The 16,189-nt window shown below is 60.8% G+C and carries 11 protein-coding genes; 1 reads left to right on the top strand and 10 read right to left on the bottom strand.

The features are described from left to right. Positions 1-17: 17 nt before the first annotated feature. Both AC6FTP_RS10005 and AC6FTP_RS10010 read right to left on the bottom strand, forming a co-directional pair. The gene (locus AC6FTP_RS10005; protein WP_497206769.1) at positions 18-1,760 is read right to left on the bottom strand and encodes an anthrax toxin lethal factor-related metalloendopeptidase; all 1,743 of its coding nucleotides are present in this window, start codon (positions 1,758-1,760) and stop codon (positions 18-20) included. Further along, entirely contained in the window at positions 1,757-2,998 is a 1,242-nt protein-coding gene (locus AC6FTP_RS10010; RefSeq protein WP_497206770.1) for an NAD(P)/FAD-dependent oxidoreductase, read from the bottom strand. The genes AC6FTP_RS10005 and AC6FTP_RS10010 overlap by 4 nt, the downstream gene beginning before the upstream one ends. A 117-nt stretch (positions 2,999-3,115) precedes the next feature. Here AC6FTP_RS10010 and AC6FTP_RS10015 point away from each other — a divergent pair, with 117 nt between their 5' ends. Next, entirely contained in the window at positions 3,116-3,907 is a 792-nt protein-coding gene (locus AC6FTP_RS10015) for an SDR family oxidoreductase (protein ID WP_497206771.1), read from the top strand. Between the two features lie 3 nt (positions 3,908-3,910). On the opposite strand, the gene AC6FTP_RS10020 is transcribed toward AC6FTP_RS10015, so the two are convergent. The 8 genes from AC6FTP_RS10020 to AC6FTP_RS10055 form a co-directional block, all read right to left on the bottom strand. Then, positions 3,911-5,263 (bottom strand): Gfo/Idh/MocA family protein, encoded by a 1,353-nt coding sequence (locus AC6FTP_RS10020; RefSeq protein ID WP_497206772.1) that lies wholly within the window; start codon positions 5,261-5,263, stop codon positions 3,911-3,913. 40 nt (positions 5,264-5,303) lie between these two features. After that, positions 5,304-6,848 (bottom strand): L-serine ammonia-lyase, iron-sulfur-dependent, subunit alpha, encoded by a 1,545-nt coding sequence (locus AC6FTP_RS10025; RefSeq protein ID WP_497206773.1) that lies wholly within the window; start codon positions 6,846-6,848, stop codon positions 5,304-5,306. After that, positions 6,845-8,266, bottom strand: a complete 1,422-nt coding sequence (locus tag AC6FTP_RS10030) for a sulfatase (protein ID WP_497206774.1) — start codon at positions 8,264-8,266, stop codon at positions 6,845-6,847. Before AC6FTP_RS10030 ends, AC6FTP_RS10025 begins: the two co-directional genes overlap by 4 nt. 25 nt (positions 8,267-8,291) lie before the next feature. Further along, positions 8,292-9,674, bottom strand: a complete 1,383-nt coding sequence (locus AC6FTP_RS10035) for a sulfatase (RefSeq protein ID WP_497206775.1) — start codon at positions 9,672-9,674, stop codon at positions 8,292-8,294. After that, a complete protein-coding gene (locus AC6FTP_RS10040) occupies positions 9,671-10,840 on the bottom strand; it encodes a M24 family metallopeptidase (RefSeq protein ID WP_497206776.1) in 1,170 nt (389 codons plus the stop codon). Before AC6FTP_RS10040 ends, AC6FTP_RS10035 begins: the two co-directional genes overlap by 4 nt. Then, a complete protein-coding gene (locus AC6FTP_RS10045) occupies positions 10,837-13,128 on the bottom strand; it encodes a S9 family peptidase (RefSeq protein WP_497206777.1) in 2,292 nt (763 codons plus the stop codon). Before AC6FTP_RS10045 ends, AC6FTP_RS10040 begins: the two co-directional genes overlap by 4 nt. Next, complete coding sequence (locus AC6FTP_RS10050) at positions 13,125-14,639, bottom strand: sulfatase family protein (RefSeq protein ID WP_497206778.1); 1,515 nt, start codon at positions 14,637-14,639, stop codon at positions 13,125-13,127. The genes AC6FTP_RS10045 and AC6FTP_RS10050 overlap by 4 nt, the downstream gene beginning before the upstream one ends. Before the next feature lie 10 nt (positions 14,640-14,649). After that, positions 14,650-16,189 (bottom strand): hypothetical protein (locus tag AC6FTP_RS10055; protein WP_497206779.1); only part of this gene is annotated, 1,540 nt, incomplete at its 5' end.

The following is a 16,189-nucleotide window of genomic DNA, read 5'->3' on the forward strand; positions in this document are numbered from 1 at the left end:
TCGCCGCAGAGACCTTATCACTCGATTCCCCAGAGCCTCTCCAGCAGTGCAAACATTTCAGGATCATGCTGCTTCAACTCGTCGCGAGTGAAGGGGAAAAAGTCGTTGCGGCTGAAGTAAGCCTCCGTGCATTCGGCGAAGTATTCCTGCGGTGTGGTCATCGCATACGCACGCTCCATGTGACTGCGACCTTCGCTGTCTTTGCGCTCGACGCGGTCATACTTGCCGCTTGCCTTGGCCTTCTCGTAGGCGACTTTGATCTCCAGATTGCCAAAGCTCATGCGCACTGTGCGGTTGTGATAAGCGTGCGCCAACTCATGCAGGGCGAAGTTCGGCATGCGGCGCGTTTCCTCTTCAAAGATGCGCACGTTGGTGAACTCGACCGCCTTTGCCATCACCGAATCTCGACCATTCTCGCGCAGCCAGTCGGCGTCGGGATGAAACTCGGCGCGTGGGCGCACCTTGGGATACTCGGGATTGATCCACAGAGGCACCTTTTGCAATTCAGCCACTGCCTTCGCTGGAACGACACGCACGATCTCATCAAGCTGCGCCTGGAAAAGCGGCAGCGCCTTGGCAAAGGCCGTCGCATCGACCTTCGTGCTCACATGCACCTTCCAGCCTGCGATGAGCCGCTCGTCCTGCGACTTCACGCTCGCAGCGGCTTCAGAGCGCTTCACGGCGGCAGCGCGGATGTCGGCTTTGGCCTTCTCTAGTCGCTCGGGCCATTTAAACTTCGGTGTTTTGGCGGGATCGTAGCCTGTGAGATGTCCAGTGAGCCGTGTTGTTGGCTTCGTGTATTTCAGCTCGGTATCTCCGAAGACTTCGCGGCAGAGCGCGGCGAGGCCGGGATCATAAGTCAGCAGCTCAGCGCGTGTGTTGACGTGGTTATGGTCGTGATCGTCTTCGCGGTTGTTGTCGAACCAGCTCTGAACGCCCTCGGCGAAGTATTCGTGATGATTCACGCTGGCATACTTGCCCTTCCACAGCCCGGCCTTCATTGCGGCATCAAAGGCGGCCTTCAAACGTTTATCGAAAGTGGCGTCCACATTCGACAAGCCACGCAGGTGGATATTATGGGCGAACTCGTGGATGAAGATGCACTCAGTCGAGTAGGGATCACCTTCATAAGCCAGCAGGTTCTCCTCTGCGCAGGAGCAAAAAGGGTCCGTGGCGCTGCCGCCCATGCCACGAGCTCGGGCATCGCGGTAGTCTTTGATGGAGATGCCCTCAAAGCCACGCTCCGGCACCTTACCCAACCATGCCCACTCGGGCTGATCCGTGGTGTACTCATCGTACGCTAGAATGCATAGCCTCGATCCACTGGCGATCATCGCCGCCCGCACATCGGATCGCTTTGCCAGCATCAGGTCAGCGAGGTAAGCAGCCTCCTTCAGCGCATATGGATTCACCTTCGCCGAAGCACAGATCGGATAGCCATGCGCTCTCACCACCTGCGTGTAAAACGCTGGCACGCCATCCTTCGCCCTCGGATCATGACGAAAAGCCTGCACGGGGACTTGGCTCACGACTTCCGTCTCCTTCCCATCATCCACGATGACAAACCGATGTCCCAAGGACGTGCCGATGATATTGTCCTTCCCCGGCTCGATTTTTCCGTTCGAGACACGTTTGCCATCAGGAGCCAACCAAAAGACCTCCACGGCCTTCTCACCTGCGTTGAGGATTTGTAGCTTCGGACGGTCTAATGCGAGCGCAGCCGTCGAAACGGCAAAAAGGAGGAGTGGGGCGATTTTCATGCGAAACGATCCGGTGACATCAAATCGAGCGCCACATGCGATTTCTCACCGCTCAACACATCGGCAACGATTTTCCCGGTCGCGGGGGCGAGGCTCAAGCCCATCATCGCGTGGCCTGTGGCGATGGTGAGGTTCTTCCAACGCTGCGTCCGGCCGATGTAAGGCATGCCATCCGGTGAAACGGGCCGCAGGCCGCTCCAGGGCTTCACATCGGCGAAATCGCTTTCGGAGAAGGCAGGGAAGAAATTGGGGAAGGCTCGCGTGATGCCGCGCACGCGGCGTGGCGTGATGGATTCGTCCGTTCCGGCCATCTCCATCGTGCCACCGACTCGCAGCGCGCCATCCATCGGCGTCACGGCGAGTCGTGCTTCGGTGCAGATGCTGCACAGCTCCGGGAGTTGCTTCGGATTCGTCAGCGTGAGGCTGTAACCTTTGCCGGCCTGCATCGGCAGCTTCAAACCCAGCTCCTTCGCTAGCTCCGCCGACCACACCCCGCTGCAAAGAACCACCTCTTGACCCTCCACTTGACCCTTTGACGTTTTGACGGCGCGAAGCACCCCGCCTTCTACTTCAAAGCCACACACCTCCGTCTCCCACAGCATATCGACACCGAGTTTCACCAGCTCAGCTTCCACCGCCGCGATGAAGCGACCAGGAGCGAGATGGCAGTCCTTCGGGAAAAACACGCTGCCGCACACTTCCATGGTCACAGTAGGATCAAGCGCGGCAGTGGCCTTTGCATCCAACACCTCGGCGGGAATGCCGAGGTGGTTTGCCATAGCGGCCATATGGGCTTCTTCATCAAGCGTCTGCTGCTTTTTGCACAGCATGAGCAGGCCCTTCTTCACAAGGCCAAAGTCGAGATCCAACTCCTCATAGCACTGGCGGCTCAGCAGGCTCAAATCGCGCAAAACAGGCGCGGCGGCCTCGACGCGGGCCTTCGTGGCCGCTTTCCAGAATTCGAGGCCCCACGTCATCAAATCGAGATTCAGCCTCGGCTTGATGTAGAAGGGCGATTCAGGGTTCCACATCCATTTGAAGCCCAGTTTGACCATACCGGGCGCGGCGAGGGGGATGAAGTGACTCGGCACGATCATCCCCGCATTCCCAAACGAGCATCCATCGCGTTGCTGCGGCTTTTGGTCGATGATCGTCACCTGCATGCCGCGTCGGGCGCAATAAAGCGCCGTGCAGAGGCCGATGACGCCCGCGCCGAGGATGGTGACCTGTTTGCTCATGTGAGCAGGCATCTAATCGGGCATCGGGGCAATCGTCTTGGATGCTTTGGCGGTTTGCACCCGGATTTTTGCCAAGCACAGACTCGACGCCTCGTGTGCGCTCGTTAGCGTCGGCGCATGGACCAACATTGGACTGACAAAATCGTGATCGTCACCGGCGGTGGCGGTGGAATGGGGCAGGCGGCGGCAAAGCGTTTTGCTGATGCCGGCGCGAAGACGTTCGTCTTTGGACGCACGCTGGAGTCGCTCCAGGAAAGCGCCGCTCTTTCTACAAAGATCATCCCCATCGTCTGCGACGTGGCGGATAGCGTCAGCGTAGCCGCCGCTCTCGATGAAGTGCTGAAACACGGCACGCCGCAAGCGCTGATTCACACCGCAGGCATCAACACGCCGGATCGCTTCATGGCGCATGCCGATCCGTCACGAATCGCCAGCGAGGAGAGCTGGCGAAAGGTGATGGAGATCAATGTCATCGGCGTGGCGAACATGATTCAGGCCGTGGCGAAACCGATGGCAGCGAATGGAGGCGGGAAGATCGTCGTCGTCTCGTCCACCGCCGGCCATGGCTACGATTCTTTCGCTGGCGTGCCTTACACGGCCAGCAAGTGGGCCGTTCACGGCATGCTTTTCACCGCCCGCATGCAGCTTAACGCGCACGGCATCGTCGTCTCTGAATACGCCCCCGGCGAGGCCGACACTCCGCTCGTCAAAAAGCGTCCCGTGCAGCCTTCCGCCAAGCACAAGGAAGCCATGATCACCTGCGCCGACTGCGCCGACGCGATGTTCTTCATCGCCAGCCAGCCGCACAGCATGAGCATCGTCCAGCTCCCCGCCTACCAGCCCTTCGGCGGCATGCCGCCCCAGATCACGCTGCCGTGGATGGATGCGTTTGAGATCAAGCCGAGGTGACGATCACAAGCTCCATCCTTCGCGATACTCCGGCACCAGCAGTGCGTTCGCTTCGGCGTCGTTCGTGAATTTCATCGCGGCATTGTCCCACTCCAGGCGTGTGCCGCTGCGGCGCACGGCGATCATGCCCAGCAGGCCGATCTCGCTCAAAGAGCCGCCGTATTCGAAACTGGAGCCTGCTGGACGATTCTCGCGGATCGCGTTGAGCCAGTCGTGCTGGTGATTGCCCTTTGGCACGCGGGCGATGGTCTTCTCCGGCACTTTGAAGCCCTTCATGCTCGCCTCAGGGATCAAGCGGACACCGCCAGCACCATGCGAGCCGTGCATGATCTTGCCTTTGTCGCCGATCACCACCGCGCCGATGCCGACGACCTTGCGATTGTCCTGCTTCAGCTCTTCCGGCGCGGGGATGCCGAACTCGCCGTCATGCCAGATCAGCTTCACCGGGCCACGACTGCCCTTCGCGGGGAACTCATACGTGATCCGCGTGCCCTTCGGATAAAACGCCGCGTGCTTCACCGGATCGTAATCCTTCGTTTCTGCGGTGATCGCGGTCGGCATGCCGAGATCCAGCGCCCAGAACGACGGATCGACGACGTGGCAAATCCAGTCGCCGATGCAGCCGCTGCCATAGGCCGAAAAGCCTCGCCAGCTAAATGGCACATACGCTGGATGAAACGCCTGCGTCTTTAGCGGCCCTTGCCACAGGTCCCAATCGAGTTCTTTTGGCACCTCATGCTTCTCCGTCTGGATCGCCTGCTGCTTGCCGATCTGGCAATACACATCTTTGAACGCATCACATCCCGCGTGAATCTCCGACACATTGCCGATGGCTCCCGACTGCACCATTTCGACAAACAGCCGAATGCTGTCCGACGAATGCCCCTGATTGCCCACCTGCGTAATCACCTTCTTCTCCAGCGCCGCCTTCCGCATCGCCCGCACCTCCGCCACGGTATGCGCCAACGGCTTCTCACAATACACATGCTTCCCATGGCCAATGGCGGCCAGTACAGCCACCGCATGCGTGTGATCCGGCGTGGCCACGAGCACGGCGTCGATCTCGTTGTTCATCGCATCGAACATCTTGCGGAAATCCGTGAAGCGCCGCGCCTTCGGAAACTTCTCGAAGCTGCCGGCCGCACGACGCTCATCGACATCGCACAGCGCCACGATGTCCTCGCCCGCCATGTCGCCCAAATCCGCCGCACCACGTCCGCCCACGCCAATCGCGGCGATGCGGAGCTTGTTGGACGGCGTTTGAGCCACGCCCTGAGCACGCACGACATGCGCAGGGACAAACTGGAAGCCAAAAGCAGTGGCGGCGGAGGTGGAGAGAAAGGAGCGGCGTTTCATGGTGGGAATAGAAGTCGAACGAGACGTGATTCTTTCGGACTCAGCAGTGGCAACTGCCGCAGCCCTTGCTTTTCAGCGCCGCGAGCTTTCGCTCGATATCGAGTGAGGTCGGCGTGATGGCCAAACCACCGAGCGAGGTGCAGCGGTGCTCGCGGGGCATGGATGCGGAGACGTGTTTGGCAGCGTCGATGACTTCATCCAGCGGGATCAGCGGGTCATAGCCAGCCAGCGCCATATTTGCGCAGGAAAGCGCATTGCTGGCCGCCATCACATTTTTGCCGAGGCACGGTGCTTCCACACGATTCGCGATAGGATCGCAAATCAGCCCCAGCATGCTCTGAAACGCCATCGAGGCTGCCGCGATGGCTTGATCCCGCGTTCCGCCTGCGAGTGTGACAAGCGCTGCCGCCGCCATCGAAGCCGCAGAACCACCTTCCGCCTGACAGCCACCGACTTCCGCCGCAAAGGTCCAGCGCGTGGCGATGAAGACGCCGATCAATCCGGCGGCGAGCATCGCTTTGGCCATTTCTTCTTCGTCTTTGCCCATCGACTCCGCCATGGCGATCACCGCGCCCGGCAAGGCAGCACACGCGCCTGCGGTCGGTGCGGCGACGATGACGCCCATGCTGCTCTTCACCTCCATCAAAGCGGTAACGTAGAGGATAATGCGGTTCAAGGCTCCGCCATCGAGCAAACGGCCTGAATTCATCATCTCCGCAAAGCGTCCGCTCTGATGGTGCAGCACGCGATCCTCGTAACTCGTGCCCACAATGCCACTGGCGATGGATTTCCGCAGGATGCGCACGATGGCGATCATCTTGTCGATGACTTCACGCTCGGTGAAACTGCCACGAGCTCGCTCATACTCGACGGCGAGCTGCCAGAGCGGCGTGTTCTGGCCGCCGTCGTGTTTCAGCATGTCCTCGCAACTTGTGAAGGGCACGCGCATTTCTTTGCGTGATGGCACGGGGAGCACCGGCGCGAGCTTTTTGATCGAGATGGCCTTCAAACCGCCTGTGGAGACAAAATGAGCCGCTTTGACCTGCACGATCTGAAACTCGCCCGCTTCGTGAAGGATGACTTCATCGGCTTCAATGTCACTCACAGAGCCTTTGGGTAGCCAGATCAGCGTCTCATGATAACCGCCGTCCATATTCATCGGCACGCCGTCGATGCTGAGCACCTCCATCATGCCGCCGCCGGTCGAAATGGCGATGAGCGAGTGTTTCTCGCGCTCGTTGCTTAGCTTGAGCCGATACGTGTTCGGATGCGGATCACCGACATCGACGGTTTCGATGCGTAGCTTGATCCCGGCCTCCGCCAGCGCCTTCGCCGACTCTGGCAGCCGCTCATCATCCGCGTCCCAGCCGAGCAAGCCGCCGAAGAGTCCCATGTCGCTGCCTTGGGTGTCGTGTGTGGTTGGGAGTGATCCTTCGCGATCAAACTCGACGAGCACCTCGCTGATCTCGCCCTCCATCAAATCCCGCGCCAGCCGCCCGATGCGAAGCGCCGCAGCACAGTGCGAACTCGATGGCCCGCGCATCACAGGGCCGATCACGTCGTTGAAAATGGAGACGATGTTCATGGTTTCGATTTGTGGACAGGCTGGATGGTCTTGGGCGCGAGCAAACGCATCTCAGCGAGCTTGGCGGTGTGTTCGGGCTTTGTGGCGAGGTTGGACCATTCGTGCGGATCGGTTTCGAGGTCGTAGAGTTCTTCTTCGTCGCCGGTGTAGTGAATGTAGCGCCAGCGCTGGGTGCTGAGGGCATAGTTCTCGGGCTTGTCGAGATGGGTGAGGGCCGCGTGCGGCCATTCGGCCTGTGGATGGCGCAAAAGCGGCGCGAGGCTGCGGCTGTCGATGTCCGCTTTCGGCGGCAGGCCGCACAGATCGGTGAGCGTGCCAAACAGATCGACGAGGCTCACAGGACGATCACACACGCTGCCGGGCGTGGTGCCTTCGGGCAAGCCGGGCGCGCCTTTCGGCACGCGGATCATGAGCGGCACACGGGCGCAGACACGCCAGCCGGTGAACTTTTGCCAGTGCTCCTTCTCGCCGAGATGCCAGCCATGATCGCTCCAGAGCACGATGATCGTGCTGTCGCGCTGCGTGCTCTTTTCGAGTGCGTCGAGAACGCGACCGAGCATCGCATCGGCGAAGTGAATCGACGCGAGATAGGCCTGGATGCCCTTCTTCCACTGCTCGTGCTTTTGAATGTGCGCGAAGTAGCGGTTCCGCGCGAGGCGCTGGCCTGCGGGCGGCAAATCATCGACATCGTCCGCCTTGTAGCCGGGCGGGAGCTCGATGCTTTCGAGCGGGAAGGGCTCGAAATACTTCTTCGGCACAAACCACGGCTCATGCGGCCGGTAGATGCCACAGGCGAGGAAGAAGGGCTTGTCGTGCGGACGTTGGAGTTGCTCGCCAATCCACTTCGTCACGGCCCAATCGCCGCCAAACTGTTCGTCGGTCACGTCGAGCGCGGCCCAGTCGGTCTCGACGTATTGCCAGTCGCCGGCACGCGGCAGGTTCACGGGGCGCTTCTCGGGATAAAACGTGTGCGGAAAGGGATTGTCCTTCGCCTTGGCCGGGAAGTAATCATCCCACGACGGCGGGTCGATGATGTAATGCAGCATTTTGCCCGAGCCCGCGCTCCAGTAGCCATGATTGGAAAAGTAACGCGGCAGCAGCTCCGCCTCCGGCAACACCTCGCGCATCTTTTGCAGGTTGTGATAAAGCCCCGAGCGATGCGGCGGCAGGCCGCTGAAGATCGCGGTGCGCGAGGGATTGCACGAGGCCGCCGCCGTGTAGGCATTTCGAAACAACACGCTACTCGCCGCGAGTCGGTCGAGATTCGGCGTCTTCGTCTGCGGATGCCCGCCGAGGCAGCCGATCCAGTCATTCAGATCATCCAGCGCGATGAAGAGGACGTTGGGCGGTGGCGTGGCGAGAGCCGTCCCTGCGATGAGGAGGAAGAAAGATAAACCAATGCGAAGAAGCGATCTCATGGACTTCAAAGCTTTCACTTGTTCGTCACTTTGACTGGCAGCCGGGCATCCGGGCATCCGTTTCCCGGAGCCAGCGGTCGAGTTTGTTAGCCAGACGCGCAGCGAGTTCGGTTGATTCCGCAGCGAGGTTTTTTTTCTCACCGATGTCCTTGCCCAGGTCGTAAAGCTCAAGCGAATCGTCATCATAGTATTTGATGAGCTTGTAAGGGCCTTCACGGATGGCGCTGGCGAGGCGGTTCTGTTTGTGAAAGGCGTAGTTCGGATAGTGGAAGAAGAGGCTGTCGCGCTCGAAGCCGGCAGTCTGGGTCAACACCGGCACGAGGCTCTTGCCATCTAGCGGATGATCGGGCGTGGGAGGCAGGCCGGCGACTTCGAGAAGGGTCGGGTAGCAATCGGTGCTGATGATGGGCGTGGCATTGATCGAGCCCGGCTTGATCTTGCCGGGCCAGCGCACGATCCACGGCACACGGATGCCGCCTTCGTAGAGCATGCCTTTGATCCCGCGCAGGGGCTTGTTGTCACCGTCATAGCCGCCGTTGTCGGAGGTGAAAAGAACCAGGGTGTTGTCACGCAGGCCTGCGTCATCCAGCGCTCGCAGGAAGCGCCCGATGGCGGCATCCATGGACTCAAGCATGGCGGCAAAGACCGGCTTGATGGGCAGATCTTTGCGCTGCCGGTATTTCATGATGAGCGCTTCAGGCGCCTGCCAAGGATAGTGCGCGCAATAGGGCCACCAGTTCAGGAAAAAGGGGCCGTCCCGATGGGATCGCATGAACTGGATGACCTCGTCGGTGAGACGCTCTGGCAGGTATTCGCCGGGTGGTCCATCTTCGAGGGCGGGGATGCGATACGGTGCAAAGTAACTGTGCGATCCGCGAGGCTCACTGCCACCGACGTTTAGCGAGAAGCCCTGATGCTCAGGCCGCAGGTCCGCCTCGGTGACGCCCTCTTTGCTGGAGGGGTTGACATATGAGAGATGCCATTTGCCAATGTGCGCGGTGGCGTAGCCCGCGGCGGCAAGGCGTTCGGCGATGGTAACAGCTTTGAGCGGCAGATGGCGAAGCGCCTCAGCCTCCTGGAGGTTCGAGCCAGGCAGGGAAAAGCCGCTGGGATTGCCAGGCGCATGGTTGGTCAGTTGGAGCCTCGCCGGTGATTGACCGGTCATCATCGCGGCGCGTGTCGGTGAACACACCGGCGCGGCAGCGTAGGCATCGGTGAACTTCATGCCCTCCCTTGCCAGTTGATCCAGGTAAGGAGTATCCACCAACGGATTGCCGTAGCCGTGCAGATCCCGCCACCCGACATCATCGACCATGATGACCACGATGTTAGGAGCAGCCGCCTGGCAGAGAAGCGGCAGGATCAGCAGGAGCAGGCAAAGGCGATGAGGCGGGAGCAATCGGTTCATAGGGTGACAAAATCGTTTTGCATTCTGCCGGTCACGAGGGCGCCGTGTTCTTCGACGAAGAGGTTGATCTCGGTGCGGACGCCGAAGTCGGGCAAGTAGAGCGCGGGCTCGATGGAAAAGCAGGTCCAGGGGATGATGCGGCGGTCGTCGTGGGTCTCATAGTTGTCCATGTTCGCGCCGACGCCGTGGACCTCGCGGCCGATGCTATGGCCGGTGCGATGGCGGATGAACTGGCCCATGCCACGTGACTCGATGCAGCCGCGCACGGCGTCGTCCACCTCGAAGCCGCGAATGATGCGCCCGGCGGCCATCGCTTCCTGAACGAAGCGGATGCCCGCGTCACGCGCGGCGACCACGGTGGCAAAGGCGTCACGCATGGGCGCGGGCACTTCCTCGCCGCAGAAAGCCATCCAGGTGATGTCGTAATAGACGCCGTCGGGCACATCCAGCTTTGCCCATAGATCGAGCAGCACGAGATCGCCACGGCGGATGGGCGCGCTACCGGTCGCTGGCGGTGAATAGTGCGAGTCCGACGCATTCACGTTCGCTCCGACGATGGGCGGATGATTCGTGACCATGCCGGCCTCCTGGAAGCGCTGCATGACAAACTGCTGCACGCCGTATTCGTCGATGGCCTTGCCGCTCCGGGTGGCGGTCTGGATGAGTTCAAACGCCTCATCGCGGATGCGGTCCACGCGGCGACCGGCTTCGAGATGCAGCTCAAGCTGCGCGGGCGTCCACCGGGCCTCGAAGATCTGGATCAGCTCCGCCGAGCTCACGACCTCGACACCCAGACTGCGGACGAGTTCCACCGTGCCCGCATCCACATTCGCGACATAAGGCACGGCGCAACGCGGCGAGTATTGCATGGCGACCCTCCGCGCCCCGCCCAGCAGATCGCGCAAGCCCGGCTCCTGCTCCTGCCAGCGAGCATAGAGCATCTTTTCACCGGGCAGTGCATCGAGTTGGTGAGGTTCGACGCGATGAACCAAACCACGTGGAATGCCTTTGGCCGGGATGAAATAATACCAGCGGCGCGAGACATGGCCCACGGCAGGCAAACCGAGCACGCGATAGGCCAGCGGATCGCGGAAGTGATGGTCGAAGAAGAGCCAGCCATCGAGTCCGGCGCTGGTCAGTTCGTTTTGGATGGCTTCAACATTCATGGTTCCTTGGCGGCGGTGGCAGGGTTGACGGGCAGATGCTGGTGCAGGTAGCGGGTGATGGTGCCGTGAAAATGACGCACGGTGTTGTCGCCATCCGAGATGGCGTGGCTGCGGTTCGGATACGGAACGGCCGTGAAGTATTTGTTGTGCTTGATGAGCTCGTTCATCAACTGCTCCGTGCCTTGGTAGTGCCCGTTGTCATCGCCGGTGCCATGGATGAGCAGCAGGTTGCCCTGAAGCTGGCTCGCATGAGTGATGGGCGAGCCGAGGCGATAGTTCTCCGCATTGTCCTTCGGCAGACCCATGTAGCGCTCCTGGTAAATGGTGTCGTAGAGCAACTGGTTCGCGTTGGGCGCCACGGCGATGGCGGTGGAATAGAGGTCCGGGTAGCGGAAGATGGCGTTCAGGCTCATGCTGCCGCCGCCACTCCAGCCCCAGACGCCGACGCGGGCGGGGTCCGCGTCAGGCCAGTGCTTGAGCAAGGCCCGGACGCCTGCGGCCTGGTCCTGCGTCGCGAGGATGCCAATCTGGCGGAAGGCGCTTTTGCGCCAGGCGCGGCCGCGCGGGACCGGTGTGCCGCGATTCTCGATGCTCGCGACGATGTAGCCCTGCTGCGCCAGCATCCAGTGCCAGATGCCTCTTTCGCCCGGCCACTTGTCCCGCACGGTCTGGCTCGCAGGCTCGCCATACACGTGGATCAGCAGCGGGTGCTTCAGGGAGGGCTTCAGGCCTGGAGACTTGAGCGCCCAGGCATCCAGCAAAACACCGTCACCGATGTCCAGCTTCAAAAGCTCGGCGGTGGGCTGCTTGAGGGCCGCAAGCTTCTCGCAGAGCTTCTGATTGTCCTCCAGAGCGCGCACAACCTTGTGATCAGACACCTGGATGAGCGCCACCACCGGCGGCTGAGTGAAGTGGGAGTGCGTGTGCATCGCCCACTGAACGTCAGGCGAGAACTCATAGCTGTGCCAGCCCGGCTGCGAGGCCGGCGACAGACGCTCGGGTTTGCCGCCGCTGAGGCGCTGCCGATAGAGATAGTGCTGCGTGGGGTTTTCCGGCGAGGCAGAAAAGTAGAGCCAGCCATTCTTTTCATCCACTGCATCAATGCTGATGACATCAAAGTCGCCAGTGGTGATCCGATCCAAGCTCTTTCCATTCGTGTCCGCCAGATAGGCATGGCGCCAGCCATCGCGTTCGCTCAGCCAGAGAAACTTCTCGCCGCCAGCCATCCAGCGCACCGGGTTGTCATTTTCCAGCCAGGCCTCATCGGTCTCCGTGAGGACGGTGCGAACCGTGCCGGTGCTGGCCTCAGCCAGCATGACCCGGTTGGTGTTTTGCAGGCGGTTGAGCTGCTGCACCAGGATGCGCTTCCCATCCGGCGACCACTCCGCATGAGGGATGTAGTGCTCGCGTGGATCGCCCGGCACCTTCAGCCAGCGCACTTCGCCTCCAACTGCGCTGACCACACCCACCCGGGTGGCGGAATTGGTTTCGCCAACTTTGGGATAGGGAAAGGACGTGATCTTTGGATAGCTCTCGTCGGTGTTGTTGATGAGATGAAACTGCCGAACGTCGCTGGTGTCGAACTGCCAGAACAGAATGGATGAGCCGTCGGGGCTCCAGCGAAAAGCGTCGCGAATGTGAAGCTCCTCCTCATTCACCCAGTCGGAGGTGCCATTGATGAGCGTGGGCGAGCCATCCGCGGTCACGGCTGTGATCTTCATGCCGGTCATCTCCTGGACATAAATGTTGTTCGCGCGGACGTAGGCGACTCGTGTGCCATCGGGCGAAAACTTGGCAAACATGAGCGTGGAGGGCTCCGCATCGCCGCCGAGTTTCCGCAGGGAACCGGGCTTCCCCATCTCAAGCACCCAGTAGTCGCCGCGTGTGTTGCGCCGCCACACGCGCTGGCTGTGGGTGTAGATGAGAAGCTTCGACTCGTCGGTGGAGAGCTCGAAGGCATCGACCTTCAACGGCTCAGCTTCTCCTTTCGGCTGGAACCCGGCGGCTGGCACCAGGATCTCCTTTTTTCCCGTGGCTGTATCGTTGCGCACCAAGTCCTGTCCTTTGCCGTCTTGTTGCGCGGCTTCGAGAGTGAAATACGAAGCGGTGCGCTTGCTCCATCGGTATTCCCCCAGCGAGCGTTCCTTGAACTCATGGTCGGCAAAGATGCGATCCAGATTGAGCATGGCGGGATTGGAAGCGATGCGCTGGTCATTCAGGTTGTCTTGAGCTGTCACGGCGTTTGTGGCTGCGATCATGGGGAAGACGAAAAAGAGAAATGGTTTCATGGGCGGCTGCGTCCGGTGGTTTTCGATTGTTCGAGCAGCGCTTGCAGTTCCTTCACGATCTCGGGCTTCTTCGAGTAGAGGTTCGTCGTCTCGCCGGGATCGGTGGCGAGGTCGTAGAGCTGGCCGGGGGCTTCGGGATCGGTTTCGGGCAGGGCATAGGGCTTCAGCTCGCCTTTGTCGTAGTTGTTTCCGCCGGAGCCGCGGTGGGCGATGTATTTCCAGTTCGTGCGACGAATCGAAAGCGTGCGCTGCCCGCCAAAGGCCTGGGTGAGCAGATAAGGCCGGATGGGAGCGGTGGCAGTGCCTTCGAGGGCGGGGAGCATGTTGAAGCTGTCCTCGGCGGCATTGTGCGGCAACTCAGCACCGGTGATCGCTGCGGTGGTGGCCATGATGTCGGTGAGACAGAGCGTTTCATCGCTGGTGCTGCCCGCTTTCACCTTCGTGGGCCAGCGGACAATGAAAGGCACGCGATGGCCGCCTTCCCACGCATCGCGCTTCACGCCGCGCCAGGGTTTCGCGCCGTCGTGGGCATGGTCGGCACGCATGTGAACGACGGAGGTGGTTTCGGGGCCGTTGTCGCTACTGAGAATGACGAGTGTGTTTTTCGTGAGCTCATGCTTTTCGAGCTCCTTCATCAATTCACCGACAATGTGATCGAACTCGGCGATGAAGTCGCCATGCGGTCCGGCCTGTGTCTTGCCGCGGAAGTCTTTTCCGGCAAACGACGGCAGATGGACGCCATGCGTGGCGTGGTAGAGCAAGAAGGGCTTCTGCGGCGAGGTGTGCATGTGTTGCGCGATGAACTCGCGGCTCTTTTGCAAAAAAAGCATGTCCACCTCCAGCAAATCGAAGTCCGGCGCGATGAAGCCACCACGACAATCATTCGCATAGGGATGCTTCGGCAAGCTGACGCGTTGCAACCGCCCTGTCGGCGGCACGGGAATGCGGTCGCCGTCGATGAAGGCGTAGAGCCAGTCAGTGGACGGGCAGCAGGCGGTGCCGAAGAAGCGATCAAAGCCGTGATCGAGTGGTCCGCCCTTGATGCGGCGCGAGTAATCCACGCGCTGCACGTCCTCCAAGCGTCCGCTGTGGATCGCCTCGCCCGCTTTGTCGCGAAAGGTCAGACCGATGTGCCACTTGCCCACCGCAGCCGTCGCATAGCCCTGCTGCTTCAGCATCGTCGGCAAGGTGAGGCGGCCGGGAGCAATCAACGATGGCCCACCGACACCCTGAAACACCGTGCCGCCGCTCGGCACGCGAAACGCCATCTGCCCGGTCATGAGACTGTAACGGGATGGCGTGCAAACTGTGGCCGGGCTGTGCGCATCGGTGAACCTCATGCCCTCCGCCGCGAGACGGTCGATGTTCGGCGTGGAAACTTTGGAGTCGGCGTTGTAGCAGCGCACATCGCCGTAGCCGAGATCGTCGGCGAGGATGAGGACGATGTTCGGCTTCGTGATCGCAAAGGCATGACCACAGCCGAGCACGAGAATGACGAAGAGTGATCTCATGATGGCGGTGCTATTTTTCCAACTCCTGCCGCGTGGCGATAGGCACATAGCCAATCTCCAAACCGGGCGGTGGTGTGAGGATCAACGCAGGATCAATGCTGGCGAGCGTGCCGACATCGGGTGGGGTGAGGTAGTTGCGATCCTTGGTCCAGGTGCGGTGGAGTTTCTCGACACGGGCCTGCACTTGCTCGCGTTCTTTGGGCGTGAGGTCGGCGTTGAGCATCGCGGGCTGATCGGCGAAGCGATACCAGTAATAAGTGACCGTGCTGCCATCGCCGATCTTCACTTTGAAGGGGCCAGCTTTCGGACCGGGCTTCTTCCAGCAGCTTTCGGCGTCATCGGGCGTGATGCGCGGCTCTTGGGGCTTCTCTGGAGGTGTGACGAAGCGATGCTGCGTGAGGCCGAGATCGGCGGGGACATCTTTGGGCTGAATGACGGCCCATTGCGGCTTGTTGCGGGGATTGGTGCCGAGTTGGTAGTATTCGGGCAGGGTGACGAGGCCGTCGCTGGTGCGCGTGAGTTGATTGTTCCACTTGTAGCCGAAGGTGATTGGATTTGGCGTGAACGAAGTGGCGAAGGAACTCCAGGCGAGCGGCACTTTTTCTTCGCGCTTCGTGCCCGGCAGATAGATGCTCCAGTTGGAGCCGCCGCCTTCGCGGAACTTATGCACGGCGGAGGCTTCCACTTTGATCGCGCCATCAGCAGGTGCACCGCCATCGAACCACTTTTGCACCTCATCCCACAGCGCCGCTTTCTTGTAGGCGGTGAGTCGGTGAAGCACGGTGGAGGTGCTATCGGCGCCAACGGGGAACGAAGTCGGCGCGACTCGTGCATGTTGGCCATTCAAAACGGCGGGCACATGCTGCGTCTCCATTTGGATGGCTTTGTTCGGTCCAGCGGGACAGGAATCGAGCAACAAACCTGCCCACTCAGGATGATCGACCGTGGCTTGTGTCCAGAAGTAGGGCGTGAAGAAAGTCGCGGGGCCTTTGAAGTTCGCGGTGTTGAGAAACAACGTCCAGCAGTGGTTGCCGGTGGGCACGTTCTTGCCTGCGGTAGTCGCTTTCGGATTCGTGAGCGGCAGTGGCAGATAGCCGTAACCAAAAAGTTCGCCTTTGGTGCCTTGCTTCAAATTGAGGCCATCGAGTGGGAACAACAGCCAGGGACTGAGTTGTGCCACGCCATACTGCCCGCGCGGCTTTTCCCAAGTGCCCGCGCCATAGCCGGGACCATTCGCGATGAACGAGAAGTTCGGCCCCACGCCGCCCATGATGAACTTCGGCGTGATCGTCGGAAAATGCGTGTCACGCCACCAACCGAGCCCGCCCTCGATGTCCGTGTAGCATTTCTCCTTCGGCTTCTGCGCCTCCGTCCACTGCGGATGCATCCACGTCCCGCAGAGGCCGGTTTGAAACCGATGTCCCGGATAGGTGCCGACGAGAGGCCAAGCCGCCGCATAGAGCGAGAAGCCACCATTGAACTCCTCCGGCACTTTTTCGGCCGGGGCGAAGAGATACCCAGCCATCTCGCCTTCAATGACATCCGTCGCT

This window comes from Prosthecobacter sp. (assembly GCF_044378005.1).
Lineage (GTDB): Bacteria > Verrucomicrobiota > Verrucomicrobiia > Verrucomicrobiales > Verrucomicrobiaceae > Prosthecobacter.